The following is a 23,445-nucleotide window of genomic DNA, read 5'->3' on the forward strand; positions in this document are numbered from 1 at the left end:
GGGAGCCAAAGCGGAGTGATACCGGGGTAGGGGGTGGGGCGGTCAGCCCGCCCGCACCCACCCGCGCAGCGCGCCGCAGTACGCCTCGGTCAGCCGGGCGATGACCTCACGGCGGGACAGACCCGTCTCCCGCAGCAGGTCCTGGATCTCCCGGGGGTCGAAGATCATGTTGCTGAGGAACAGGGCGTGTTCGAGCATCCCGTCCGGCAGGCCGACGTCGTCGAGCAGTCCGCGCACGGGCTCGCTCCAGGCGTCCCGCAGCGCGACGATGATCTCGTTGCCGTCGTGCAGCCGCTCCAGGTAGCCCCGGCGGGACCGCAGCTGCACCAGCGCCGGGCCGTGCTCGGCGAGCAGGTCGACCCACTTGTCCACGAGGGCGTCGAACAGCGGCCGCCCCTGCGCGGACGAGGCGAGGCTGAAGTCGCGGAGCTGCTCGACGACGCTGAGCACGTAGGCCGCCAGCACGTCGTCGACCGAGGAGTAGTAGCGGTACGCGGTGGCCGGACCGATCTCCGCGCGGGACGCGACCGCCTGCATGGTGAGCCGGTCGGGCGCCTCCCGGGCCAGTTCACCGACGGCCTGGAGGAGGCGGCGGTGGTTGCGCCGGGTGTCGCTGCGCGGCTTGCGCCGCCCGCGCGGGGCGGCCTGCTGATCGGTCACGGGCGTCCTCCGCCTCACAGAAGTGCAGGCAAAGGGTATCGCTTTGGGGTACCGGCCCCGGCCGAGGTGCCGCGCGCGGCCCTCAGGAGCGCGCCTCCGCGAAGTAGCGGACGATCCGCTCCAGCCCGACCCACAGGTCGTCCTCGGAGGCCGCGAACGAGATCCGGAGGTGGCCCTCGCCCGAGGGCCCGTACTCGGCACCGGCCCGGACGAGCACCTGACACGCGGCGAGTTCGCGCGCGACCATTTCCGAGGGCCGGTCCGCGTCGTAGCGCAGGAACCCGTAGAACGCGCCCTCCGGCGGCACCAGGTGCAGTCCGGGCACGCCGGACAGCCGCCCGACGACGAGATCGCGACGCTGCCGGTACCGGTCGGCCATGGCCCCGACCACGCCGTCCGGCAGGTCCAGGGCGGCCAGGGCCGCGTGCTGGACCGCCGTGTTCAGCGAGCCGTTCCAGGTCCGGTGCACCTGTGCCGCCGCGTCCAGCACCTCACGCGGCCCCGTCAGGTACCCCACCCGCCAGCCGGTCATCGCGTACGTCTTGGAGAACGTCTGCACGTACACCGTCCGCCCGCGCAGCGACTCGATCTCCAGCGCCGAGACCGGTTCGTGGCCCGGGTAGGCCAGCCGGTGGTACGCCTCGTCGCTGACGACCAGGACGTCGGTGCCGTCGAGGAGCTTGCCGAGGGCCTCGAGTTCCTCCCTGCGGTGCACGATGCCGGTCGGGTTCGACGGGTTCGAGAAGATCATCATCGCGGCGCCGGGGAGCGCGGCGGCCAGCGCGTCGAGGTCCCAGTGCAGGTCCGGGGCGAGCGGGACGAAGTCCACGGTGCCGCCGGCGAGGACGACCAGGTCGGCGTAGAGCGAGTAGGCGGGCTCCGGGACGACCACCCGGTCGCCGGGGCCGACCGTCGCGAGTACGACCGCCGCCAGCGCGGCGGTGGCACCGTGGGTGACCAGCACGTCGTCCGCGTCCCACGCCCCGCCGGGACGCTCCGGCAGCCTCGCCGCGAGCGCGGCGCGCAGCTCCCGCAGGCCCCGCTGGTCGGCGTAGTGGGTGTGCCCCTCGCGCAGGGCCGACACCGCCGCCTGGACCACCGTCGGCGGGGTCGGGAAGTCCGGCTCGCCCATGGCCAGGGAGACGGCCCCCGGCGGGGCCGGAGCGAGGGCCGGGCGGCGCGAACGGCGGCGCAGTTCCGCGATCCGGGAGGCCGGCGGGGTGGCGATCATCGGGCCACCACCGCGCGGTCGGGGCGCGCGGCGAGGATGCGCCCGCGGAGCGCGTCCTCCTTCTCGGCGACTCCGCCGACCGCTTCCACGGCCTCGCGCACGCGTCGCCGCGGTACGACGACCACGCCGTCGGCGTCACCGACGAGCACGTCGCCGGCCTCCACCACCATGCCGCCGACGGCCACCGGGCGTCCGACGGCTCCGGGCCCGTCCTTGAAGGGCCCGGCGGGGGTGATCGCCCGCGCGTACACGGTCAGGCCCATCTCGGACAGGGCCCGTACGTCGCGGACCGCGCCGTCGACCACGGCGCCGGTGACCCCGGTGTTCACCATGATCTCGCCGATGAGGTCGCCGACCAGCGCGCGGGTCGTGTCCCCGTGGCCGTTGACGACCAGGACGTCGCCCGGCCTGGCCTCGTCGAGCGCCCGGTGGACGGCGAGGTTGTCGCCCGAGCGCACGTCCACCGTGAGGGCGTTGCCCAGGAGGGCGGCGCGTTCGGTGAGCAGCCGGATGCCGCCGTCCATGACGGTCATCCGCTCCAGCGCGTCGCCGACGTGGGCGGCCGGCACCTCCCCCAGACGGCGCGTGTCGGCCGCGGCAGCGCGGTCCCAGCTCGGAGCGACGGACACGCCGTCCGTCGCCGCAGCAATGAACACGATGACACTCCCCTCTCATGATGCACATCTTAAATGAGGTGACTCTCTCAGATAAGAGTGACCATAGCCGTCCCACCGCCCGGCCACAATGCCCGGCGTCGTCGAGAGCGCTGGTCGGCCGCGATCGTCACCCGGTCCAGCCGGACCGCCGTCGGTGCCGCGGCGATGGCGCGGACCACGTCCTGGGACCGCTCGTCCGCCACCTGCCCGAAGATCGTGTACTGCCCGTTCAGCCGGGGCGCCGGTGCGAGCGTGATGAAGAACTGCGGGCCGGTGCTGTCCCGGCCGAGGTTCGCCATGGCGAGCGGGAAGGGCTGCTCGAAGCCCTGGTCGGGGCGGATCTCGTCGGATATCCGGTATCCGGCGCTGCCGTGCCCGGTCCCCAGCCGGTCGCCGCCCCGGACGACGAACCCGGGCACTCGGCGGTGGAAGACGGTGCCGTCGCAGAAGCCGCCGCGGCCGGTGGTTCCGGTCAAGGGGTCGGGCCCTTCAGGGCCACCGCGGAGGACGTTTTCGGCCACTGCCCGAAGGTGCCCCGCGCATCCCTCGGGCTATGCTCACCTGGGTGCGGATTACCAAGTACGTCCATTCCTGCGTCCGCCTGGAGCACGAGGGCGGCACGCTGGTTATCGATCCCGGTGTGTGGAGCGAGCCCGAGGCGCTCGCCGGCGCGGACGCGGTCCTGGTCACGCATGAACACAACGACCATGTCGACCTGTTGCGGCTGAAGGGCCTGGACGTGCCCGTCTACGCCCCCAAGTCGGCACGGCTCCCGGGACTGGACTTCAACGGTGTCGTCGCCGGCGAGGAATTCACCGCGGCCGGATTCCGGGTGACCCCCCGGGGCGGACGGCACGCGCGCATCTACGGCGATCGCCCGGACTGCGCGAACCTGGGCTACCTCGTGGACGACCGCCTCTACCACCCCGGGGACTCCCTCCACCTGCCCGACCGGCCGGTGGAGACCCTGCTGGTCCCCCTTCAGGGGTCGTGGATGAAGACGGACGAGGCCATCGACTTCGTCCGCGCCGCCGACCCGGAACGGGCCTTCGGCATCCACGACGGCCAGGTCAACGAGCGCGGCCTGAGCAGCCTGAACGGCTGGCTCACCGACGAGTGCGGTGGTCGCTACCGCTGGCTCGCGCCGGGAGTGTCCGCGTGACGCCCGAGCCGTCCGGCCCCGTCCTCCACACCGTCGACCGTCCGCACCGGCCGGGCCGACTGCGCACCATGGCACGGCCTCGCGGCGGCGCGCACCTGGCCGGCGACATGGCGGCCCTGCGCGACGCCGGCGTCGACGTGGTCGTCTGCGCCCTCCCCGAGGCGGAGCGCGCCGACCTGGGACTCACCGACGAGCCCCGCCTCGCCGAGGCCGCCGGGCTGCGGTTCGTCGCCCTGCCCGTCCCCGACTTCACGGTCCCGTCCGTGCCCGCGGTACTCCCGCCGCTGCGGGAGCTGACCGAGGGTTGCGGACGGGAGCCCATGTCGTCGCGCACTGCCGCCGCGGCATCGGCAGGTCCTCCCTGATCGCGGTCTGCCTGATGATGCTGGAGGGCTCGGCACCCGAGCCCGCCTGGGCCGCCGTGCGGCGCGCTCGGCGCGCGAGGGTGCCGGACACCGAGGAACAGCACGCCTGGACACCGGAGTTCTTCCGCCGGATCTCCCCGCGGGGCCAGGACGGCAGCCCTACTGCTCGTCGGTGAACTTCGGGTCCTCGGCCTGGTTGTAGATCTCCCGGCCCGACGCGTCGTAGGCATGGACGTAGGGGCTCGGGCCCGTGTAGCGCGGGCCGGGGGGCGTGTCCGGCGAGAGCGCGGCCCCGTAGACGAACGCGCCGTCGGCCATGCGGGCCGGGTACTGCTTCGGGTCCTCCCCGTAGCTGACGGTGATCTTGGCGACGTCGGACGAGTAGTGTCCGGCGCCCAGGCTGAGGTACTTCCCCTCCCCGGCGGGCATGAGCATGGAGTCGAAGTACTCGACGATCCGGCCGGTGCCCCACAGGCGGTCGTTGATGAAGGTGGGCGGCGAGTCCTGGCTGGTGCCCTTGTCGCCCTTCGACTGGCACTGCACGTACTGGCCCGCGGAGTCGACGGCGACGACCACGCCGTCCCAGTCCTCGGTGGCGAGGGGCGTACGGACCGCGACGACGGCGTGGTACCGCGACGCGTCCGCCCCGAGGCAGGAGGAGAGGATCCGGGTGGCGGTACCGGCGTCGATCGGGGTCGTGGTCGCGTCGGTGACGGTGAAGTCGGCCTCGGGCGAGGTCCCGCCGGGCGAGGACGACGCGCTCGGACTCGGTGCCGGAGTGGAGTTGGCCGGGTCTGCGCCGCCGTGTGCGGGGTCGGCGGCACCCGGTCCGGCGCTCCCCGATCCGCCGAGCACGACCACGGCCGCGACGCTCATCGCCGTCACACCGGTGGCGACACCGAGCGGCACGCCCCACCTGATCGCCCATCTGCGCCGCGACGGGGTCCCGTTGTTCTCTGGACCGATCTTCATCAGTAGTTCCTCTCGGGTCCGCCGGTGGTTCGGCAGATCACGATCGGAAGGAGCCGCGGGAACGCCCTGCGGGTCGTTCATCGTGCGACCTCCTTCTCGTTGACGGGATTCCTGGAACTGAACGGCGGCGGGGCCGCGGCTCCGCCGAGGTCGGCCCCCAGCCTGCGCCGCGCCCGGTGCAGTCGGGACTTCACGGTTCCCACCGCCACCTTGAGCACCGCCGCGGCCGCCTGCTGGTCGAGGCCCGACCAGACACAGAGCTCGACGACCTCGCGTTCGTGCCGCGGCAGCCGGGCCAGCGCCCGGTGGATCTCCGACATACGGCGCTCGTCGTCGATCCGCCCGGCGACGCGGTCCGCGTGGTCGCCCACCGACTCCTCGTGCGAGACGAGCCGGTGCAGCAGCGCCTCGGCCCGTCTCAGCCGCCGCCTGGTGTTCGACAACTGGCCGTTGGCGATGCCCAGCAGCCACGGCAGCGCCGAGTCGCGGTCGAGCACCGTGTCCGCCCGCCGCCGCCAGGCGTGCAGGAACACCGTGGACGTGAGGTCCTCGGCCTCGGACCAGTCGGCCGTCCGCCGGAAGAGGTGGTTGTAGACGGCCTTCCCGTGACGGTCGAAGATCCGGCCGAAGGCCTCGCGATCGCCGTCGGCGGCCCTCGCCCACAGCTCCCGGTCGGACACCCCGCCGACCGGTACGGCAGGACCGGCGTCGTTCAGTTCCATACCCTGTCCATGTCCGGCAGCCGGCCGAAGGTTCCCGCCGGAATCACCCGGGTGGACTCACTTCGGCACGGGTACGGCCAGCCTCCCTCCGGCATTTCGACCGGATTGGATGATCGGGGGCGCCCGTCTGCCGCCGCATGCGGCACCCGCACCGCCCGATCACGCCGCCACTGGAGGTTGCCCGCATGTCCCGTCCGTCGCGTGCGGCGCCGGCCCCTGCGGAGGACGGTGCGGACCAGGGCGACGGCATCTCGATCCGCACGCCCCCCACGCGCGTTGTCGCACTGGTGACGGTCGCGGCGACGGTGGTGACGGTCGTCCTCGGTGCGGTGACCGGGACCGCCGTGCTCCTGATCGGGCTGCTCGTCTTCCTGCCCGCGTTCGCCTCCGCGCTGTGCACCCCGCGCCAGACCACGCTCGTCTCCGCCTGGGTGAGCATCGTCGTCATCGTGCCCGTGGCCCTGTCCACGGAGCAGCTCGCCGACCGGGTGACCCTGGCCCTGTTCGCCCTCGGCTTCGGTGCGCTGGCCGTCTACGGATCCTGGCTGCGCATCACGCGCGAGGGAACGCTGGTGCGTCTGCGGTCGACCGCCGCCGCCATGCAGCGGCAGATCCTGCGCCCGCTGCCGCTGCTCACCGACGACGTGCTCGTGGACGGCGTGTACGAGCCGGTGCAGCAGGACAAGCTCGTCGGGGGCGACATCTACGACGTGGCGGCCACCCCCTGGGGCACCCGGGTACTGATCGGCGACGTCCAGGGCAAGGGACTCCCCGCCATCGGCATGGCCATCGACGTGGTCGGTGCCTTCCGTGAGGCCGCCCACCGCGAGCCGACGGTCACCGCGCTCGTGGACTCGCTCGAGGCGGCGGTGGTCCGGCACAACGGCTACGCGGAACAGCGCGGTGAGCCGGAACGGTTCGTCACCGCCGTCGTCCTGGGGGTGGACACCGGCGCCGAGACCCAGCTGGTCACGTGCGGCCACATCCCGCCCTACCTGCTGCACGACGGGACCGTCACCGCCGTGGGCGCCGGGACGGAGCATGCGCCGCTCGGCCTGGCAGACCTCGTCGACGAGCCGCGCACGGTGTCCTGGTTCCCCTTCCCCGCCGGGGCGACGCTGCTGCTGTGCACCGACGGTCTCACCGAGGCCCGCTCCCCCGCCGGCGCCTTCTACCCGCTGGAGACCCGCCTCGCCGGGCACGTCGACATCACCGCGGGCCGGCTCACCCACGCACTCGTCGACGACGTCCACGCCTTCACGGAGGGACCGCAGCAGGACGACTTGGCGGTACTCACCGTACGCCGCTCGCCGCACCGCATGCGGTCACCGTCCGTCGGAGAGGTCAGCGCCGCAGGGTGAGGACTCCCGGCCGCCACGGCAGCGAGTTGTAGTCCCCGCCCGCGTTCGGGGACTTGCCCTGGTAGAGGAACTGCAGGTTGCAGGGGTCGACGGTCATGGTCTGGTCGGGGTTGTCGCGGACCAGGTCGCCGTGGCTGATGTCGTTGGTCCAGGTGGCCCCGCTGTTGGCCTTGCCCGCGAAGGGGTTGCCCTCACTGGCGGCCTGCGGGGTCCACGAGCCGCTCAGACTGGAGGCCGTGAAGGAGCGGAAGTAGCGCCCGTTCGCGCCCATCGCCTCGACGATCATCAGGTACTGGTTCTGGCCCTGGACCTTGTAGACCTGTACGCCCTCGAACAGGTTGGCCTTCGTGTCGCTCATGATCGTCGTGTACGAGGAACCGAAGTTGCCCGGGAAGTTCCCGATCGGCATGCTCGCCCGGTAGATCTTGCCGTTGTCACCGGCGAAGAACAGGTACATGTTCTGGCCGTCGGCGATCAGGGTCTGATCGATCGGGCCGGTGTCGGAGCCGGAGATGCTCCCGGTGAACAGCGGCTGCGGAGCGGACCAGCCGTTGGGGTCGGTGGGGTCGCTCGACGTGCGGTAGATGAACGGCCACGAGCCCCACTGGTACGCCAGCACCCAGATGTTCTTGGGCGCGAAGTAGAACAGCGTGGGCGCCACCGCGGCCTGGTTCATCGCGTTCTGTCCGGCCGACGCCATGTCCGACCAGTTGGTGAAGGGGCTGAACACCATCGAGCCGTACGACGACCCCGACGAGGTCGACCCGTAGACCAGGTGCCTGCCGTTGTGCGTCACCGTGGTGAAGTCCTTCAGCGCGACCCATCCGCTCTTCGGCTGTGCCAGAACCCCCGTCGAGGACCACCGGTACGTCGACGGAAGCGCACACGTGCCGTCCGTCGGCGGCGTACCGGTCAGACCGGTCCACTTCTGGTTGCCGCCGCCGTTGCACGTCCAGAGCTGCACCGCCGTGCCGTTGGCCGTGCCGGCGCCCGCGGCCTCCAGGCACAGCCCGGACTCCACACCGACGACCGTGCCGTCGGAGTTCACCCGCCACTGCTGGTTCGCTCCGCCGGAGCAGGACCAGATCTGCACCCGGGTACCGGGCGCGGTGGCGTGCCCCGGAACATCCAGGCACTTGTCGCCGTACACGGTGAGCCGGCCGGTGTCCGTCGACGTCCACTGCTGGTTGGTGCCGCCCCAGCAGTCGTACAGCTGCAGGAGCGCGCCGTCGTCCTGGCTGCCGCCCAGCACGTCGAGACACCGGTTCGAACCGGCACCGCGCAGGGCGCCGCTGCCGGCCGCCTGAGCGGGGGCGGTGGCGACGAGCAGCGCCGCCAGCGCGGCCAGGGCCGCGACCACGGCGGCGAGTACCGCGGACGTGTGCCCGCGGCTGAGACTTCCTCTGTGCATGGGAACTCCCTCGACTTGGGTGGGTGGTTCCTTGCCGGGATGGAGAGCGACACGACATGTTCGCAATATCGAACAGCGGTCGAAGAGTCGAGCGCTCCGCATCATAGAGAACCGGCGAACGCCGTCAATACCTCTCGCATGTATCGCCGCCACCGCGAAACATTCAGGAGAGGCGATCTACTCGATGCCGCACGTCACACGGCAGGCCGTCCCGTGACGGCTCACGACCTCGCAGATCAGGCCCGACGCACTCGATTTCGAAACTTTCGCACAATAACTGAAACTTTTCCGGCGCCAAGTATTGACCGAGCATCGTCAACACCTCAATCATTCCTGTCTGACTTCCCTGCGCTCCAGTCCTTCCGTGACCACTACTTTGGAGGCACAGTCATGGGCTCCTACGCCCTTCCCAGATCAGGTGTCCGCAGGAGCATTCGCGTCCTGCTGCTGGCGCTGGTCGTCGGCGTACTCGGCACGGCCACCGCACTGATCGCGCCGCCGGGGGCACACGCCGCCGAGAGCACGCTCGGCGCCGCGGCGGCGCAGAGCGGCCGCTACTTCGGCACCGCCATCGCCTCGGGCAGGCTGAGCGACTCGACGTACACGTCGATCGCGGGCCGTGAGTTCAACATGGTGACGGCCGAGAACGAGATGAAGATCGACGCCACCGAACCGCAGCGGGGCCAGTTCAACTTCAGCTCCGCCGACCGCGTCTACAACTGGGCGGTGCAGAACAACAAGCAGGTGCGCGGCCACACCCTGGCCTGGCACTCCCAGCAGCCCGGCTGGATGCAGAGCCTCAGCGGCAGCGCGCTGCGCCAGGCGATGATCGACCACATCAACGGCGTGATGGCCCACTACAAGGGCAAGATCGTCCAGTGGGACGTCGTGAACGAGGCCTTCGCCGACGGCAGTTCGGGAGCGCGGCGGGACTCCAACCTGCAACGCAGCGGCAACGACTGGATCGAGGTCGCCTTCCGCACCGCGCGCGCCGCCGACCCGTCCGCCAAGCTCTGCTACAACGACTACAACGTCGAGAACTGGACCTGGGCCAAGACCCAGGCCATGTACAACATGGTGCGGGACTTCAAGCAGCGCGGCGTGCCGATCGACTGCGTCGGCTTCCAGTCGCACTTCAACAGCGGCAGCCCCTACAACAGCAACTTCCGCACCACACTGCAGAACTTCGCCGCCCTCGGCGTCGACGTGGCCATCACCGAGCTGGACATCCAGGGCGCCCCGGCCTCGACCTACGCCAACGTGACCAACGACTGCCTGGCCGTCTCGCGCTGCCTCGGCATCACCGTCTGGGGTGTGCGCGACAGCGACTCCTGGCGGTCGGAGCAGACGCCGTTGCTGTTCAACAACGACGGCAGCAAGAAGGCCGCGTACACCGCCGTCCTCGACGCACTCAACGGCGGCGACTCCTCGGAGCCCCCCGCGGACGGGGGACAGATCAAGGGCGTCGGTTCGGGCCGCTGCCTCGACGTGCCCGACGCCAGCACCTCCGACGGCACCCAGCTCCAGCTGTGGGACTGCCACAGCGGCACCAACCAGCAGTGGGCCGCCACTGACGCGGGCGAGCTCAGGGTGTACGGCGACAAGTGCCTGGACGCCGCAGGCACCAGCAACGGCTCCAAGGTCCAGATCTACAGCTGCTGGGGCGGCGACAACCAGAAGTGGCGCCTCAACTCCGACGGGTCCGTCGTCGGCGTCCAGTCCGGCCTCTGCCTCGACGCCGTCGGGAACGGCACGGCCAACGGCACCCTGATCCAGCTGTACACCTGCTCCAACGGCAGCAACCAACGCTGGACCCGCACCTGACCGGACAGTACTGACGCTCGCGAGGGTCGCCGCCGTGCGGGCGGTGACCCTCGCGACCGGTCTGCTCGCCGCGGACGCCGACCCGTCGGGTCCCGTCGGGTCTCATCGGATCCCGTCGGGTCTCGTCGGTCTCATCGGCTCATCGGCTCATCGGCTAATCGGCGCTCATCGACTCGTCGCCGTCATTCGTACCGCAGGCGCAGCGACTCCCGTTCGGCGTCCTCGATCCGGTCCAGGGTCAGGCCGGGCAGGTTCAGCTGCGCAAGGGTCACCTCGGCGCTGCTCGGCTGGGCGTCGGCGGGCAGCCACTGCTCGGGTCGCCAGGCGTCGGCGCGCATCAGTGACTTCGGGCAGTGCGGATACACCTGCTCGACCTGCACCACCAGCGCGGTGACCGGCGGCTTTCCGACGGGAGTGAGGCGGGCGAGCAGCTCCGGGCGGGCCGAAACACAGGCGCGTCCGTTGATCCGCAGCGTGGTCGGGCGGCCGGGGACGAGGAAGAGCAGCCCCAGGCGTCCGGTCTCCAGCACGTTGTGCAGGGTGTCGAGCCGTTTGTTGCCGGTCGCGTCGGGGATCACCAGGGTCTGCTCGTCCAGCACCGAGACGAACCCGGCCGGGCCGCCACGTGGCGTCACGTCCGCCCGGCCCTCGCGGTCCGCGCTGCCGATGAACACCAGTGAGGAACAGCCGATCAGCGCCCGGGTCTCCTCGGTCAGGCGGTCGGTCTCCTTGCGCAGCGAGTTCGGGTTCGGCTGCGGGTAGAGCTCGCGCAGTCGGTCCGGGCTGGTGAGGGCGTCCGCCCGGAGCAAGTCGAAAAGCGAGTCGGCAACGGCACCGGCTATGAGGTCGTGGATCAGGTACTCCCCTGGTCCGCGGTTCTCCTTGAGGCGGGTGAGATCGCCGGGGCCGAACCAGTCGTAGGCGGAGTGCTTGGACCATTCCAGCCTCGGGCGGTCCAGGTCGCCGTCCACCTCGACCAGGTAGTCGGCCTCGTGACGCAGGCCGCCGCCGTCGTCCCCCGTCCAGGTCGTGGTGCCGAGGAACCGCCGCACACGGGTCAGGCGCCAGCCGGTCTCCTCCTCGACTTCACGCGCGAGTGCCTCCAGAAGCGTCTCGCCCTCCTCGACATGACCGCCCACGATGTCCCAGGCCCCGGGGAACAGGCGACGGTCCCGGCTCCGCTTCTGGGCAAAGGCACGACCTTCCCGATTGAGGATGACCGCGCCGACGGTCCAGACCTCGTCCGCACCGGGGTTGGGTACCTCAACATCATCATTGACCGTGAACGACCGTTCGTGAGCGACCATGACCGATAGCGTAGAGACGCGGTGCACGGCACCACCCGATCCACGAAACGGCGACTGGGGAACGACACCATGAGATGGGACAACCACCGCGTCGTCATCACGGCCGCCGGCCGGGACTTCGGACGAACCCTGGCCATCCGCCTCGCGGACCTCGGTGCCGAGGTCTTCCTCTCGGCACGCCGGCTCGCCGCCGCCCAACGGGTCCGCGACGAGATCCGCGACCGCGGTCACCAGCGGGTGCACGCCTTCGCCTGCGACCTGACGGATCCCGCCTCGATCCGCGACTTCGCCTCCGGCGTCGCGGAACACACCGACCGCGTCGACGTACTCGTCAACAACGGCTCCCGCTACCTCACCGGGCCGGACCTGCTGTCGGCAACCGACGCCGACGTCGTGGACACCATCGCCTCCGGAGCCACCGGCACGGTCCTGACCACGAGGAGTTTCCTCCCCCTCCTGCTCAACTCGGACACACCCGACGTCGTGACGATGGTCTCCGCCTGCGGAACACCGGGCCACCACCGCTCGGACGCACACGACGCCTTCTACGCGGCCAAGAGCGCCCAGGCAGGGTTCACCGAAATCCTCTCCAAGCGCCTGCGCGCCCAAGGAGTCCGGGTGATCTCGCTCTACCCGCCCGACTTCGACAACGCCGACCCGCTCTCCGAGGAGTGGGCGACCACTTCACGCGAAGCCGAGGACGCCCTCACCGCGCAGTCCCTCGTGGAGTGCATCCTCTTCGCCGTCGCCCAACCCCGGGACTGCTTCATCAAGGCGTTCCACTTCGAACAGGTCTGACCGACCTTCGCGAGCGGGACGCCGGGTTCCGAGTCGCCCCTCCCCCTACGTCGGGCCTGAAGCTGTGGCCCGACGGAAGGGCAGGTGGATGAGCCCCTCCGTGGGACAGGTCCTGGCCTTCGCCGGGGTGACGGTCCGAACGCCGCATCACTCGACAAGGCAGGACTGCTCTCACCCAGAACGAGGAAGTCGCCGCTCGATGCATTGAGGCGCTCGACTTCCGGCGGCGCTGCATCGCTCAAGCTCAATCTGCCTGAACTGAGTGGTGCCGGTGGAGGCACGTCAGAAGGCGTGCCTCCACCGGCACGAGAGCGCTTTGGCATTGGCCTCCAGCCGGAAGTCCTCAGGCAACCCGGCAAACTGCACGGTGACAAGGGCTACGACTATCGGGCCACGAGCCCCGCCGCCGACTTTTCGACCACCGCGCTCACCAGGATAGAAACGGCACGACGATGAACGACGACGACCCCGCACTCGACGACCCGGTAGGTCAGTCGCTCAGTGGTCGGCACGCGCATCTCACCCGACGGTTCGGTCGAGCAGCCACCTATCTCACCGACGTGGCGACCTTCTCCTCCGTGTCCGTCGACCCGGACGCGGAGGACTGGGCCGACCTGGCCGGCCTACTCGGTCCCGGCGCCTTCGCCGACATGTTCAGCTCCCCGGCCGTTCCGCCGCCGGGTTGGGAGCCGGTTTTCAGTCTTGAGGGCCGTCAGATGACCTGGCCCGGCGACGGCCGCCCCGGCCGAACTCGCTCCGCGTCCGACACCGACGTGGTCGAGCTGGGCGCGGACAGCGTGCCTGAGATGCTGGATCTCGCCGCGCGGACCGAGCCGGGGCCGTTCTGGCCCCGTACCCATGAACTCGGCACCTACCTGGGTGTCCGGGTCGACGGCACCCTGGTGGCGATGGCCGGGGAACGCCTGCGTCCTCCGGGCTGGACCGAGATCAGCGCCGTCTGCACCGCTCCCGAGGCGCGCGGGCAGGGTTATGCCGCCCGCCTCGTCCGCGCTCTCACCGAGCGCATCTCGGCGCGCGGTGATCGTCCCTTCCTGCACGTGGCCGAGGCGAACACCGGCGCGATCGCCTTGTACGAACGGCTCGGCTTCAAGACACGCAGGCCGGTCACCTTCCGGGGTTTCCGGACGCCGTGACGTTCCGCGTCCGCGGTCCACTCGAAACGGCCGGCCGACGAGATGCGTCACCGGTTCCGGAGCTGCTCCTGCCGCCGCCGGAGCGGGTGCCAGGGTGCGTCCGGGCGGGTGGCGCGCGCGTCGGCGGTGAGCTTCGGGGCGTACACCGGCCGTTCGCCGGGGACGGGCCGAGACAGGTGTGACCTGTTATGTGGCACCAGGTGGGCAGGTCGAGCGGTGCCGCGGGGGTCGGTGGCGACGACGTGGACGACGGTGCCCGGCGGCGCGTCGGCGATCTGATCTCGCAGGCGGAGCGGGAGGGTGACCCAGAGCAGGCGGCGCGGTCGACGGTCAGCTCGGGTTCGGGCGGCGGGGGCGTGCGCGTCATCGGAAGTCACCGGGGTCGTCGCTGTTGCCGCGGACGAAGCTGACGCTGTCCTCGCGTCCGTTGCACGGCGTCGTCCTGATCGGCGCCTCGGGTCAGGAACGACCCGGCGGCCAGGCCCTCGAAGGGACCCGGCCGCATCGTCCATGCGCAGGTCGGCCGCCGGGGCACGCAACTGCGGATGGCGTGAGGCCACGACCGGGCGAGGCCGTCGAACGGTATCGGCACACGGACGTGCCGACACGGCCGCCGCGGTGTGTCTTCCAAGTCCCGTGCGTGCTGGTGGCCTCGCCGGTCGACGAGAGGCGGTCGTCACGCCGGGGACGGCTCTCCATCGGCCCGGCCCGCTGCGGCCGCTCACACCGAGACAGGCTCCTGGGGGGCCTCACCGGCCGGGAGCAGCACCACCCCGTCCTCATCGGCATGCAGGACATCACCGGCGGCGAACGTGATCCCGCCGAAGGAAACAGGCACGTCCACCGCTCCCCGCCCCGTCTTCCCCGCCCTGCGCGGACTGGTGCCCAGCGCCTGCACGCCGATCCCTATGCCGGCCAGTGCGACGCTGTCGCGGACGGCGCCGTACACGATGACCCCCGCCCATCCGTTGTCGCGGGCCCTGGTGGCCATTCGGTCCCCGAAAAGCGTGGTGTCGAGGGATCCGCCTCCATCGACCACCACGACGGCTCCGTCACCGGGCGTACGGAGCAGTTCGTGCAGCAAGGCGTTGTCCTCGCGGCAGGAGACGGTCCGCACCGGGCCGGCGAAGGAGCGTACTCCACCGTAGGTGGTGAACTGCACGCCGCAGACACGCAGTCGGTGATCGTACTGGTCGGCCAGATCGGCGGTGGGGACGGGAATCGACTGCATCGTCGTAGGCGCTGCCTCTCATTGCTCCTGGCTTCACAGGGGCGCCGATCAGCACCCCGGCCACACTTTGCATCACCATGCCGCTAGATACAATCCCTCGGCGAGGGAGAGTCCGGCGGCCGCACCCGCCGTACCCCGACTCATAGGATGGGACGTCCCACGTCCCCTTCCGAAGAGCGCAGACTGATGTCGCGGCCCAACCTGACCACCTCCATCGCCACCCGCCTGGTCGATCTCCTGCGCCGCAGCGGCCTCGAGGAGGGTGCGCACGTCACCGAGCAGTGGGCGGCGGACGAGCTGGACGTCTCCCGCACCCCGGCCCGGAAGGCGATGCTCTTCCTGGCCGAGGTCGGCATCCTGAGGCGGGAACCGAATCGGGGCTTCTTCCTGGACCGTGACGCCGCCACCCTGACCGGGACGGATCTCACGGAGGGCGCCGACATGGAGGAGGAGGCGTACTTCCGGATCGCCGACGACTACATCGGGGGACGGTTCGCCGGCCCGTTCACCGCTGCGGACATCAGCCGCGGCTACGGCCTGTCGGCACGCCAGGCCGACCGGGTACTGGCCCGCATGGAGTCCGAGGACCTGGTGCGCCGCAAGGCCGGTGGGCGCGGCTGGGAGTTCCAGCAGGTGTTCTCGACCGTCGAGGCGCACGACCAGAGCTACCGCTTCCGCATGATCATCGAGCCGAACGCCCTGCTGGAGCCCGGCTTCAGCATCGACCCCGAGGCCGCGGCCCTGCACCGCAGGCAGCAGGAGGCCCTGCTGCGCGGAGACATCCTGCTGCTGCCCCGGGCCGAGTTGTTCCACGTCAACGCCTCGTTCCACGAGATGCTCGTGAGCTTCTCGGGCAACCAGTTCCTCCTGGACGCCGCCCGCCGGCAACACCGGCTGCGCCGCCTCATCGAGTACCGCCACCAGGTCGACCGCTCCCGCCTGGCCGGCCAGGCCCGCGAGCACCTGCACATGCTCGACCTGGTCGAGGACGGGAAGCTCGAGGAGGCGGCCGCCTTCCTGCGCCGCCACCTGGACAAGGTTCGCGTCATCAAGACGCAGGGCTGAGCACCTCACTCCCCGAGCACGCTTCCCCACCATCGGGCCTTGCCAAGAATCCAGCGTCCAACGGTTGTATCAATCAGCGGCTTGAGACAATATGGGCCGCGCCCGGCGCCATGCGCCCGTGGGCTCCTCTTCCCGGAACGACAGCAGGGACCATGAGCACAGACCCCAGCACGGACCCCACCGTCACCGCCGTCCTGACCGTCGAAGGGCACTCGTACCGGTACCAGCCGCTGGCCGGACTGCTGCCCGCGGAGCGGCTCGCCGAACTGCCGTACGCGGTCCGGGTGCTGCTGGAGAACGTCGCCCGCCGTTCCCCCGCGGCGCTCGGCGACGTACTCGCCCGTGCCCGCTCGGGCCACGGTGACTGCGAGCTCCCGGTGCACCCGAACCGGATCATGCTGCACGACACCACGTGTCTGCCCGCCCTCGCCGACTTCGCCGCCCTGCGCGACAGCGTCGCCGAACTCGGCGGTGACCCGGGGCGGCTGCAACCGGCCGTCCCCGTCGACCTGACCGTCGACCACTCGGTCATCGTCGAGGAGTACGGGCACCCCGACGCCGTCGAACGCAACCTGCTCATCGACTTCCGCCGCAACGGCGAGCGCTACGCATTCGTGAAGTGGGCCGAGCGCAGCCTGCGCGGCTTCCGGGTCGTGCCGCCCGGTACCGGCATCATCCACCAGGTCAACATGGAGGTCCTGGCCCGCGTGGTCTGGCGCGACGAGGACTCGCCCGAGGGCGGCCCGCCCTGGCTGCACCCGGACGTGCTGGTCGCCACTGACAGCCACACCCCGATGATCAACGCCTTGGGCGTGGTCGGCTGGGGCGTGGGCGGACTGGAGGGGCAGGCCGCCATGCTGGGCGAGGCGGTGACCATCCCGTACCCACGCGTGGTGGGCGTGCGTCTGACCGGACGTCTGCGGCCCGGCGTCGGCGCCACCGACCTGGCGCTCACCCTCACCGAACTGCTGCGCGCCAAGGGCGTGGTGGACCGGTTCGTGGAGTTCTGCGGCCCCGGTGCCGCCACGCTCGGGTGGGCGGAGCGTGCCGCGGTCTCCAACATGGCACCCGAGTACGGGGCGACCTGCGTCTACTTCCCGTACGACGACGAGACCGCCGCCTACCTGCGGCTGACCGGTCGCGACGAGGCACACGTACGACTGGTCGATGCCTACCTGACCGCGCAGGGCCTCAAGCGCACGGCCGACCGGCCCGAGCCACGCTACGACGACGTCATCGACCTCGATCTGGCGACGGTGGAGCCGAGCGTGGCCGGCCCCGGACTGCCTCATCAGCGGCTTCCGCTGTCCCGGGTGCCCGAGTCCTTCCGGTCCACCACCGCCGGCCGGCCCGCGAACACGACGGAGTTCGGGGAACGGCTCCCCGAGGGGCCGGTCGCCATCGCGGCGATCACCAGTTGCACCCATACCGCCAATCCGACGCTGGTCGTCCAGGCGGCGCTCCTCGCCGAACGGGCGCGGCGGGCCGGGCTCACGGCGAAGCCATGGGTGAAAACGTCCCTTTCCCCCGGCTCACGGGTCGTCGAGGACTACCTGCGCGAGGCCGGGCTCCTGGCGCCCTTGGCGGAGACCGGCTTCCACATCGTCGGCTTCGGCTGCATGACCTGCATCGGCAACTCGGGCCCGCTCCACCCCGAGCTGGAGCGGCTCACCACCGACGCCCACATCGATCCGGTGGCCGTCCTCTCCGGCAACCGCAACTTCGCCGGCCGCGTCAACCCGCGCGTCGCCCAGTCCTACCTCGCCTCGCCACCGCTGGTCGTGGCGTACGCGCTGGCCGGCTCGATCCTGCACGACTTCGAGCGCGACCCGCTCGGTACCGGCCCGGACGGCACGTCCGTGTTCCTGAAGGACCTGTGGCCCACCGACGACGAGGTCGCCGCGCGCGTCGCCGCCTCCGTACGGCCCGAGATGTTCCGGACCAACGCCACCCGGCTGCGGGACGGCACCCAGGCGTGGCACGAGATCGAGGCGCCCGACGGCGTCCGCTTCTCCTGGAGTCCGGACTCCACCTACATCCGCCGCCCCCCGCACCTCACGGGCCTGTCCACCTCGCCGCCCGACCGACTGCGCGTCGAGCGGGCCAAGGTGCTGATGGTGCTGGGCGACGACGTCACCACGGACCACATCTCACCGGCCGGCGCCATTCCGGCGCGCAGTGCCGCCGGGCGCTGGCTGGCGGACCGCGGCGTCGCCCGCCGCGACCTCAACCAGTACTCGACCCGCCGCAGCAATCACGAGGTCATGCTGCGCGGTGCCTTCACCAACGCCGCCGTACGCAACCGGCTTCTCCCCGCGGAATGCGACCTCACCGGCGGTCACGCCCACACCGCCGACCGCTCCGCCGTCCTGCCCGTCCACGAAGCCGCGGCGACCTACCGTGCCGCGGGCCACGATCTGGTCGTGGTTGCGGGCCGCAACTACGGCGCCGGCTCCAGCCGCGACTGGGCCGCCAAAGCACAGGCGCTGCTGGGAGTGCGGGCGGTGATAGCCGAGTCCTTCGAGCGCATCCACCGCAACAACCTGATCGGCATGGGTGTGCTGCCCCTGGAGTTCGAGGAGGGCGACACCGCATCGGCCCACGCCTTCACCGGAGAGGAGGAATTCACCTTCGACGGCCTCGCCGACCTGTGCGTCGGCACGAACCCCGTCATCCTGTCCCTCGTCCGGCCCGACGCACCCCGCGCCACGGTCCGTCTCAGGCTGCGCCTCCACTCGCGCCAGGAACTGGCCTACCTGCGGCACGGCGGGATCCTGCCATACGTGATGCGCCGCGCCGTCGCGGCGTCGTAACCGGACGGCACCGCGCCCGCCTTTCGCCACCCCCACGCCCACCGGCGTCACCCGACCCCGCCGGTCTCTCGAAGCAGCTGACAGCGCCGTCGCGCCCCCTACGAGAAGAGCCGCCATGTCCACCGTCCCCCGCACGCCCGCGCCAAAAGCGTCGTCCGGCGCCGGCCCCTCCCGCCGTCACCTCCTACGGGGCGCCGCGGCCGTCGGAAGTCTCACCGCCCTGGGCGGCACACTCTCCGCCTGCACGGCCGACGAGGCGAACGCCGCCGCCCCACAGGCCCCCGCGTACTACCCCGCCGCCTACGACAGGATCGTGGACGCCTCACGGCGGGAGCGGAAGCTCCTCATCTACTCGAACACCTCGCAGACCAACTGGCAGCCGGTCTTCGACGCGTTCGTCCGGCGCTACCCATGGCTGTCGGACATCCGCGCCACCAACCTCGGCGGCTCCGCCGTCTACGAGCGCTACTACAGCGAGTCCGGCGCCGGGACCTCCCCCGCCGACGTCCTGGCCAACAACGCGGGACCCCTGTGGGGCGACTACGCGACCCGGAACGCCGCCGCCGACTACCGCTCGCCGGAGAAGGACCACCTGCCCGACTGGGCCGAACTGCTGCCCGGCGTATGGACCATGTCGACGGACCCGGTCGCTCTCATCTACAACCGCAAGACCCTCGACCCGGACCAGTTCCCCGACGGTCTCCGGTCACTGGCGGCGATCGTGGAGGCGCGGCCGTCCCGCTTCCGCGGGAAGATCGGCGTCTACGACCCGACCAACGCCTACGGCTACGCCAGCAACCAGGGCTACACCTCGAAGGTCGCGGGCGGCTGGGACACGTTCCGGCGGCTGCTGCCGTTCGCCCACGCCGACCACTCCTCCGGCACGCTCGTGGAGAAGGTCGTCTCCGGCGAGTACGACTTCTCCATCAACCTCAGCGGCGGCGTCGCGATACCGGCCGCCGAGCACAGCGGGGGACTGCTGGGGTGGAGCTACTACGCGGAGGGCACCGTCGTCATGCCGCGCGCGCTGTCCGTCGTGAAGACCGCCCCGCACCCGAACGCGGCCCGTCTCTTCCTGGACTTCCTGCTCTCCGCCGAAGGGCAGGCGGCGGTCGCCGAGGGCGGCCTGGTGCCGTACCGGCCGGACGTGCGCCAGGACGCCATGGACAGTCTGCAGGACATGCGGCGCAGGCTCGGCGCGGACCGCGTCCATCTGTACCGGCCCGTGCGGGTGCCGGAGCGCGTGCGGGAGGCGTACGTCGCGCGCTGGGAGAAGGCGGCCGGCTGAGCCGCCCCCGCCCGCCCAACGCCCCTGTCCCCACCCCGTTCGTACGGAGTCGTCATGGCCATCCAGACACCCCCGGCGCCACCCGCGCCGTCCCGCATCCCGCGCGCGGGCGAGCTGGGCACGCCCCAGTACCGGCGCCTGTTCGGCGCCGGACGTGAGGTCACCATCCACTGGCTGACGTTCCTCGTCACCGCCGTGCTCGTCCTCGCCCCCGTCGTACCGATCCTCTACCAGTCGGTCCGCAACCAGCCCCTGTACGCGGCCGGCGGCGCCTTCACCCTCTCGAACTACACCCACCTGTTCACGTCGGCGGGCTTCGGTTCGATCGTCCTCGACACCCTCCTCTTCGCCGTCCTGACGACCGTGTTCGCGCTCGCCATCGCGGTGCCGATGGCGATTCTGCTGGAGCGCACCCGTTTCCCCGCCGCCCGCCTGTTCGGGCAGGTGCTGCGCTGGCCCATCTACATCTCCCCGCTCGTCCTGGCCTTCGGGTGGATCGTCGTCTACGGCCCGGCCGGCTTCCTGACCAGCGCGGTGCGCGAGGGCTTCGGCTGGGTGCCCTGGAACCTGTACTCACTGCCCGGTATGGCGTTCGTCGAGGCCGTCGCCCAGGTCCCCATCGCCTACCTGTTCTGCGCCAACGCGCTGGCCGCCTCCGACACCTCTCTGGAGAACGCGGCCCGCAGCGTCGGCGCGGGGCCTCTGCGCGTCCTGCGCTCGGTCGTGGTGCCGATGCTGCGCCCGCCGATGCTCTACGCGGGTTTGCTGATCTTCGGCACGGCGATCGAGACCCTGTCCATCCCGCTCATCCTGGGCGAGCCCGCCGGCATCACCCTCTTCTCCAACTTCCTGTACGAGCAGGGCATCGACTCGATCAATCCGGACTACGGCCTGCTGGGCGCGGCGTCCACCTTCATGCTGCTCACCACCATCGCCCTGGTCGTGTTCCAGACGCGGCTGCTGGGGCACGCCCAGCGGTTCGTGTCGGTGCGCGGCAAGGCGACCCGCTCCGACCTGCTCGACATCGGCGCCTGGAAGTGGCTGGGCTTCGCCTTCGTCGGTCTGTACGTCGTCTTCGGCGCACTGCTGCCGATGCTCGCGCTCATCCTGCGCGCGTTCACCTCGCTGCTCACTCCGCTGGTGAACCCGTTCGACCTGCTCACCCTGGACAACTTCCGTCTGATCTTCGACTACGCCCCCTACACCGAGTCGATCGTCAACAGCATCACCGTGGCCTTCGTGGGGGCGGTGGCCGTGACCCTGTTCGGCACGGTGGTCGTCCTCGTGGCACGCCGCTCCGACTTCCGCTTCGCCCGTCTCCTGGAGACGACAGCGCAGTCACCGCACGCGGTCCCGGGCCTGATCGTCGGCATCGGCCTGTTCTGGGCCTTCACCTGGATACCCGGCGGCGACGCGGTGCGCGGCACGCTCTTCGCGCTGATCATCGCCTTCGGCATCCGGGCACTCCCGTCGGCGTACGGCGCGATCTCCCCGGCGACCATGCAGCTCGGAGCCGAACTCGACAACGCCGCACGCGTCGCCGGCGCCGACTGGTGGCGCACGGTGTCCCGGATCATGCTCCGTCTCCTCGTGCCCGCGATGCTCGCCTCGTTCCTGCTCATCTGGACCCAGATGATCCGCGAGTACGCCCCCGCCATGTTCCTCGCCGGAGCCGAGTCACAGGTCATCGGCACCACCGCCATCGATCTGTGGACCCAGGGTGAGACCGGCTCCGTGGCCGCCCTCGCCACCCTCCAGATCGCCGTCACCGCCGTCGTCGCCGGCCTCGCCGGTCTCCTCCTGAAGGGGAAGAAGCATGCCTGAGCTGGTCGTCGAGAACATCAAGAAGTCCTTCCACGGGACCGCGGTCCTGGAGGACGTCAACTTCACCGTCGCGGACGGGGAGTTCTTCACTCTGCTCGGCCCGTCGGGCTGCGGCAAGTCCACCACCTTGTCGTGCGTCGCGGGTCTGGAGACCCCCGACTCGGGCACCATCCGTGTCGGCGACCAGGTCTTCTTCGACGGCACCCGGCGCAGCACGGTGCCCCCCGAAGGCCGCAATCTCGGCCTGGTCTTCCAGTCGTACGCGCTCTGGCCACACATGACCGTCGCCGACAACCTCGCACTGCCGCTGAAGCTCCGCAAGGTCACCAAGGGCGAGCAACGGCGCCTCATCGACGACGCCCTCACCAAGGTCGACATGGCTCACCTGCGCGACCGCTACCCCCACCAGCTCTCCGGCGGACAGCAGCAGCGCGTCGCCCTCGCCCGAGGCATCGTCTACTCCCCCGGCGTGCTGCTCCTGGACGAACCGCTCTCCAACCTGGACGCGAAGATGCGCGACCAGGCCCGCGTCTGGCTCAAGGACCTCCAGCGGGAGGTCGGCATCACCACCGTGTACGTCACCCACGACCAGGTCGAGGCCATGTCCCTGTCCGACCGCATCGCCGTGTTCATGCACGGACGCCTCCAGCAGGTGGGCACACCGACCGAGATCTACGAGACTCCCGCCACTCCCGAGGTCGCCGGCTTCATCGGCCGCTGCAACCTCCTGGAGGGGCGCGTCGGCGCCACCGAGGGCGGAGCCGTACAGGTCGAACTGGGTGAGACCGGTCAGCACTTGAGGGTGGCCGGCGCCTGCTCCGCGGGGTCGTCCGCCACCGTGGGCCTGCGCTCGGAACGCATCACGCTCACCGACCGCGCCGACGCCCCGCACGACGGTGCCGTCAACGTGCTCCGGGCGAGGATCGAGCAGTGCTCGTACACCGGAGCGCGATTCGAGTACGAGCTCAGCATCGGCGACGTGCGCGTCCATGCCGAGAGCCCCGTCCGGCACACGGACGGCGAGATCAACCTGATCATCCGCCCGGACGACTGCCTGCTGTTCCCCGCACAGGTCTGACCCGAAGCCCGTCACGCGGCCGGTCCTGACCGACTTCAGGTGCTGCGGGGTGGGGGTGCCGCCCATGCCCGTGCCGCCGCCGGGTCCGCCGCTCGGCACACCGGTGGGCTGCCCGCTCGGCATGCCGGCCGGCCGACCGCTGGGGGCACCACCGCCGCCGCCCATCTGGACCTCGACGCCTCACCGCTTACCGTGCACGAGCTCGTTGCCAGTTACTGATCAACTGTGCACTCCCGGTGCCGAGCCCGATGGTCCCGGAGCAGGGGTCCCTGGGACGGTAGACGGCTCCTGGGATGTGGGCTGCTGAACGTGTCAGGAGGTCGACTACTTGATCGTGTGCGGTGTCGGACCGGGTGTCCCAGGTGAGCTGGTCTGAGCGGGTGGGGCTGCCGGGGACGGCTGGGCTCCCGCTGGGAGATCAGGCGCGCGGTGTCCATGTCGTGCACGCGAGCCTTGTGCGTTGCGGCCCCTACCCCGACCTGACCGGCGTCACCCGATCGGTGGCCACCCTGAAAACGCTCAG

20 protein-coding genes and 1 pseudogene are annotated in these 23,445 nt (G+C 70.8%); 11 read left to right on the forward strand and 10 right to left on the reverse strand.

Annotated features, from left to right (window positions below):
* Positions 1-42: 42 nt before the first annotated feature.
* The 4 genes from R2E43_RS08725 to R2E43_RS08740 all read right to left on the reverse strand — a co-directional run bounded on the left by R2E43_RS08725 (position 43) and on the right by R2E43_RS08740 (position 3,023).
* On the reverse strand, positions 43-660 hold the full coding sequence (locus tag R2E43_RS08725; protein ID WP_011030551.1) for a TetR/AcrR family transcriptional regulator: 618 nt from the start codon (positions 658-660) through the stop codon (positions 43-45).
* A gap of 82 nt (positions 661-742) precedes the next feature.
* Positions 743-1,891 carry a pyridoxal phosphate-dependent aminotransferase gene (locus tag R2E43_RS08730; RefSeq protein WP_011030550.1) on the reverse strand — a complete coding sequence of 383 codons (1,149 nt, stop codon included), beginning with the start codon at positions 1,889-1,891 and terminating at the stop codon, positions 743-745.
* Positions 1,888-2,547 carry an RraA family protein gene (locus R2E43_RS08735; RefSeq protein ID WP_011030549.1) on the reverse strand — a complete coding sequence of 220 codons (660 nt, stop codon included), beginning with the start codon at positions 2,545-2,547 and terminating at the stop codon, positions 1,888-1,890. Before R2E43_RS08735 ends, R2E43_RS08730 begins: the two co-directional genes overlap by 4 nt.
* A gap of 47 nt (positions 2,548-2,594) precedes the next feature.
* The gene (locus tag R2E43_RS08740) at positions 2,595-3,023 is read right to left on the reverse strand and encodes a peptidylprolyl isomerase (protein WP_234328608.1); all 429 of its coding nucleotides are present in this window, start codon (positions 3,021-3,023) and stop codon (positions 2,595-2,597) included.
* Positions 3,024-3,100: 77 nt separating this feature from the next.
* Between R2E43_RS08740 and R2E43_RS08745 the strand changes: the two genes are divergently transcribed.
* Together R2E43_RS08745 and R2E43_RS08750 are read left to right on the forward strand one after the other, a co-directional pair.
* Positions 3,101-3,709 carry an MBL fold metallo-hydrolase gene (locus R2E43_RS08745; protein WP_078653026.1) on the forward strand — a complete coding sequence of 203 codons (609 nt, stop codon included), beginning with the start codon at positions 3,101-3,103 and terminating at the stop codon, positions 3,707-3,709.
* Positions 3,706-4,074, forward strand: a complete 369-nt coding sequence (locus R2E43_RS08750; RefSeq protein WP_011030546.1) for a protein-tyrosine phosphatase family protein — start codon at positions 3,706-3,708, stop codon at positions 4,072-4,074. Before R2E43_RS08745 ends, R2E43_RS08750 begins: the two co-directional genes overlap by 4 nt.
* A 159-nt stretch (positions 4,075-4,233) precedes the next feature.
* Here the strand turns inward: R2E43_RS08750 and R2E43_RS08755 are convergent, their stop codons facing one another.
* Together R2E43_RS08755 and R2E43_RS08760 are read right to left on the reverse strand one after the other, a co-directional pair.
* On the reverse strand, positions 4,234-5,046 hold the full coding sequence (locus R2E43_RS08755) for a hypothetical protein (RefSeq protein ID WP_030864035.1): 813 nt from the start codon (positions 5,044-5,046) through the stop codon (positions 4,234-4,236).
* Between the two features lie 77 nt (positions 5,047-5,123).
* Complete coding sequence (locus R2E43_RS08760; protein ID WP_003973087.1) at positions 5,124-5,768, reverse strand: RNA polymerase sigma factor; 645 nt, start codon at positions 5,766-5,768, stop codon at positions 5,124-5,126.
* 185 nt (positions 5,769-5,953) lie between these two features.
* Between R2E43_RS08760 and R2E43_RS08765 the strand changes: the two genes are divergently transcribed.
* A complete protein-coding gene (locus R2E43_RS08765; protein ID WP_011030542.1) occupies positions 5,954-7,129 on the forward strand; it encodes a PP2C family serine/threonine-protein phosphatase in 1,176 nt (391 codons plus the stop codon).
* Here R2E43_RS08765 and R2E43_RS08770 read toward each other — a convergent pair.
* Entirely contained in the window at positions 7,113-8,540 is a 1,428-nt protein-coding gene (locus R2E43_RS08770; RefSeq protein ID WP_003973089.1) for a non-reducing end alpha-L-arabinofuranosidase family hydrolase, read from the reverse strand. The two genes, R2E43_RS08765 and R2E43_RS08770, sit on opposite strands and share 17 nt — an antisense overlap.
* A gap of 390 nt (positions 8,541-8,930) precedes the next feature.
* Here R2E43_RS08770 and R2E43_RS08775 point away from each other — a divergent pair, with 390 nt between their 5' ends.
* A complete protein-coding gene (locus tag R2E43_RS08775) occupies positions 8,931-10,364 on the forward strand; it encodes an endo-1,4-beta-xylanase (protein ID WP_332056078.1) in 1,434 nt (477 codons plus the stop codon).
* A gap of 182 nt (positions 10,365-10,546) precedes the next feature.
* Here R2E43_RS08775 and R2E43_RS08780 read toward each other — a convergent pair whose 3' ends face one another.
* On the reverse strand, positions 10,547-11,206 hold the full coding sequence (locus R2E43_RS08780) for an MSMEG_1061 family FMN-dependent PPOX-type flavoprotein (RefSeq protein WP_030864028.1): 660 nt from the start codon (positions 11,204-11,206) through the stop codon (positions 10,547-10,549).
* 42 nt (positions 11,207-11,248) lie between these two features.
* Positions 11,249-11,671 (reverse strand): annotated as a pseudogene (locus R2E43_RS08785) (NUDIX hydrolase); the annotation flags it as partial.
* Positions 11,672-11,740: 69 nt separating this feature from the next.
* On the opposite strand from R2E43_RS08785, the gene R2E43_RS08790 reads away from it, so the two are divergent.
* Positions 11,741-12,469, forward strand: a complete 729-nt coding sequence (locus R2E43_RS08790) for an SDR family oxidoreductase (RefSeq protein ID WP_003973092.1) — start codon at positions 11,741-11,743, stop codon at positions 12,467-12,469.
* 452 nt (positions 12,470-12,921) lie between these two features.
* The gene (locus R2E43_RS08795; protein ID WP_332056079.1) at positions 12,922-13,623 is read left to right on the forward strand and encodes a GNAT family N-acetyltransferase; all 702 of its coding nucleotides are present in this window, start codon (positions 12,922-12,924) and stop codon (positions 13,621-13,623) included.
* 721 nt (positions 13,624-14,344) lie between these two features.
* Here R2E43_RS08795 and rraA read toward each other — a convergent pair.
* Positions 14,345-14,854, reverse strand: a complete 510-nt coding sequence (gene rraA / locus R2E43_RS08800) for a ribonuclease E activity regulator RraA (protein ID WP_189283599.1) — start codon at positions 14,852-14,854, stop codon at positions 14,345-14,347.
* A gap of 186 nt (positions 14,855-15,040) precedes the next feature.
* Here rraA and R2E43_RS08805 point away from each other — a divergent pair, with 186 nt between their 5' ends.
* The 5 genes from R2E43_RS08805 to R2E43_RS08825 all read left to right on the forward strand — a co-directional run bounded on the left by R2E43_RS08805 (position 15,041) and on the right by R2E43_RS08825 (position 22,922).
* On the forward strand, positions 15,041-15,919 hold the full coding sequence (locus R2E43_RS08805; protein ID WP_189283598.1) for a GntR family transcriptional regulator: 879 nt from the start codon (positions 15,041-15,043) through the stop codon (positions 15,917-15,919).
* 152 nt (positions 15,920-16,071) lie between these two features.
* Positions 16,072-18,732, forward strand: a complete 2,661-nt coding sequence (gene acnA / locus R2E43_RS08810) for an aconitate hydratase AcnA (protein WP_319127161.1) — start codon at positions 16,072-16,074, stop codon at positions 18,730-18,732.
* Positions 18,733-18,847: 115 nt separating this feature from the next.
* Positions 18,848-20,020 (forward strand): ABC transporter substrate-binding protein, encoded by a 1,173-nt coding sequence (locus R2E43_RS08815; protein ID WP_189283596.1) that lies wholly within the window; start codon positions 18,848-18,850, stop codon positions 20,018-20,020.
* Between the two features lie 54 nt (positions 20,021-20,074).
* The gene (locus R2E43_RS08820; protein ID WP_016327480.1) at positions 20,075-21,844 is read left to right on the forward strand and encodes an ABC transporter permease; all 1,770 of its coding nucleotides are present in this window, start codon (positions 20,075-20,077) and stop codon (positions 21,842-21,844) included.
* On the forward strand, positions 21,837-22,922 hold the full coding sequence (locus R2E43_RS08825; protein WP_003973097.1) for an ABC transporter ATP-binding protein: 1,086 nt from the start codon (positions 21,837-21,839) through the stop codon (positions 22,920-22,922). The genes R2E43_RS08820 and R2E43_RS08825 overlap by 8 nt, the downstream gene beginning before the upstream one ends.
* Positions 22,923-23,445: the final 523 nt, after the last annotated feature.

The sequence above is a fragment of the Streptomyces violaceoruber genome, from assembly GCF_033406955.1.
Classification (GTDB): Bacteria; Actinomycetota; Actinomycetes; order Streptomycetales; family Streptomycetaceae; genus Streptomyces; species Streptomyces violaceoruber.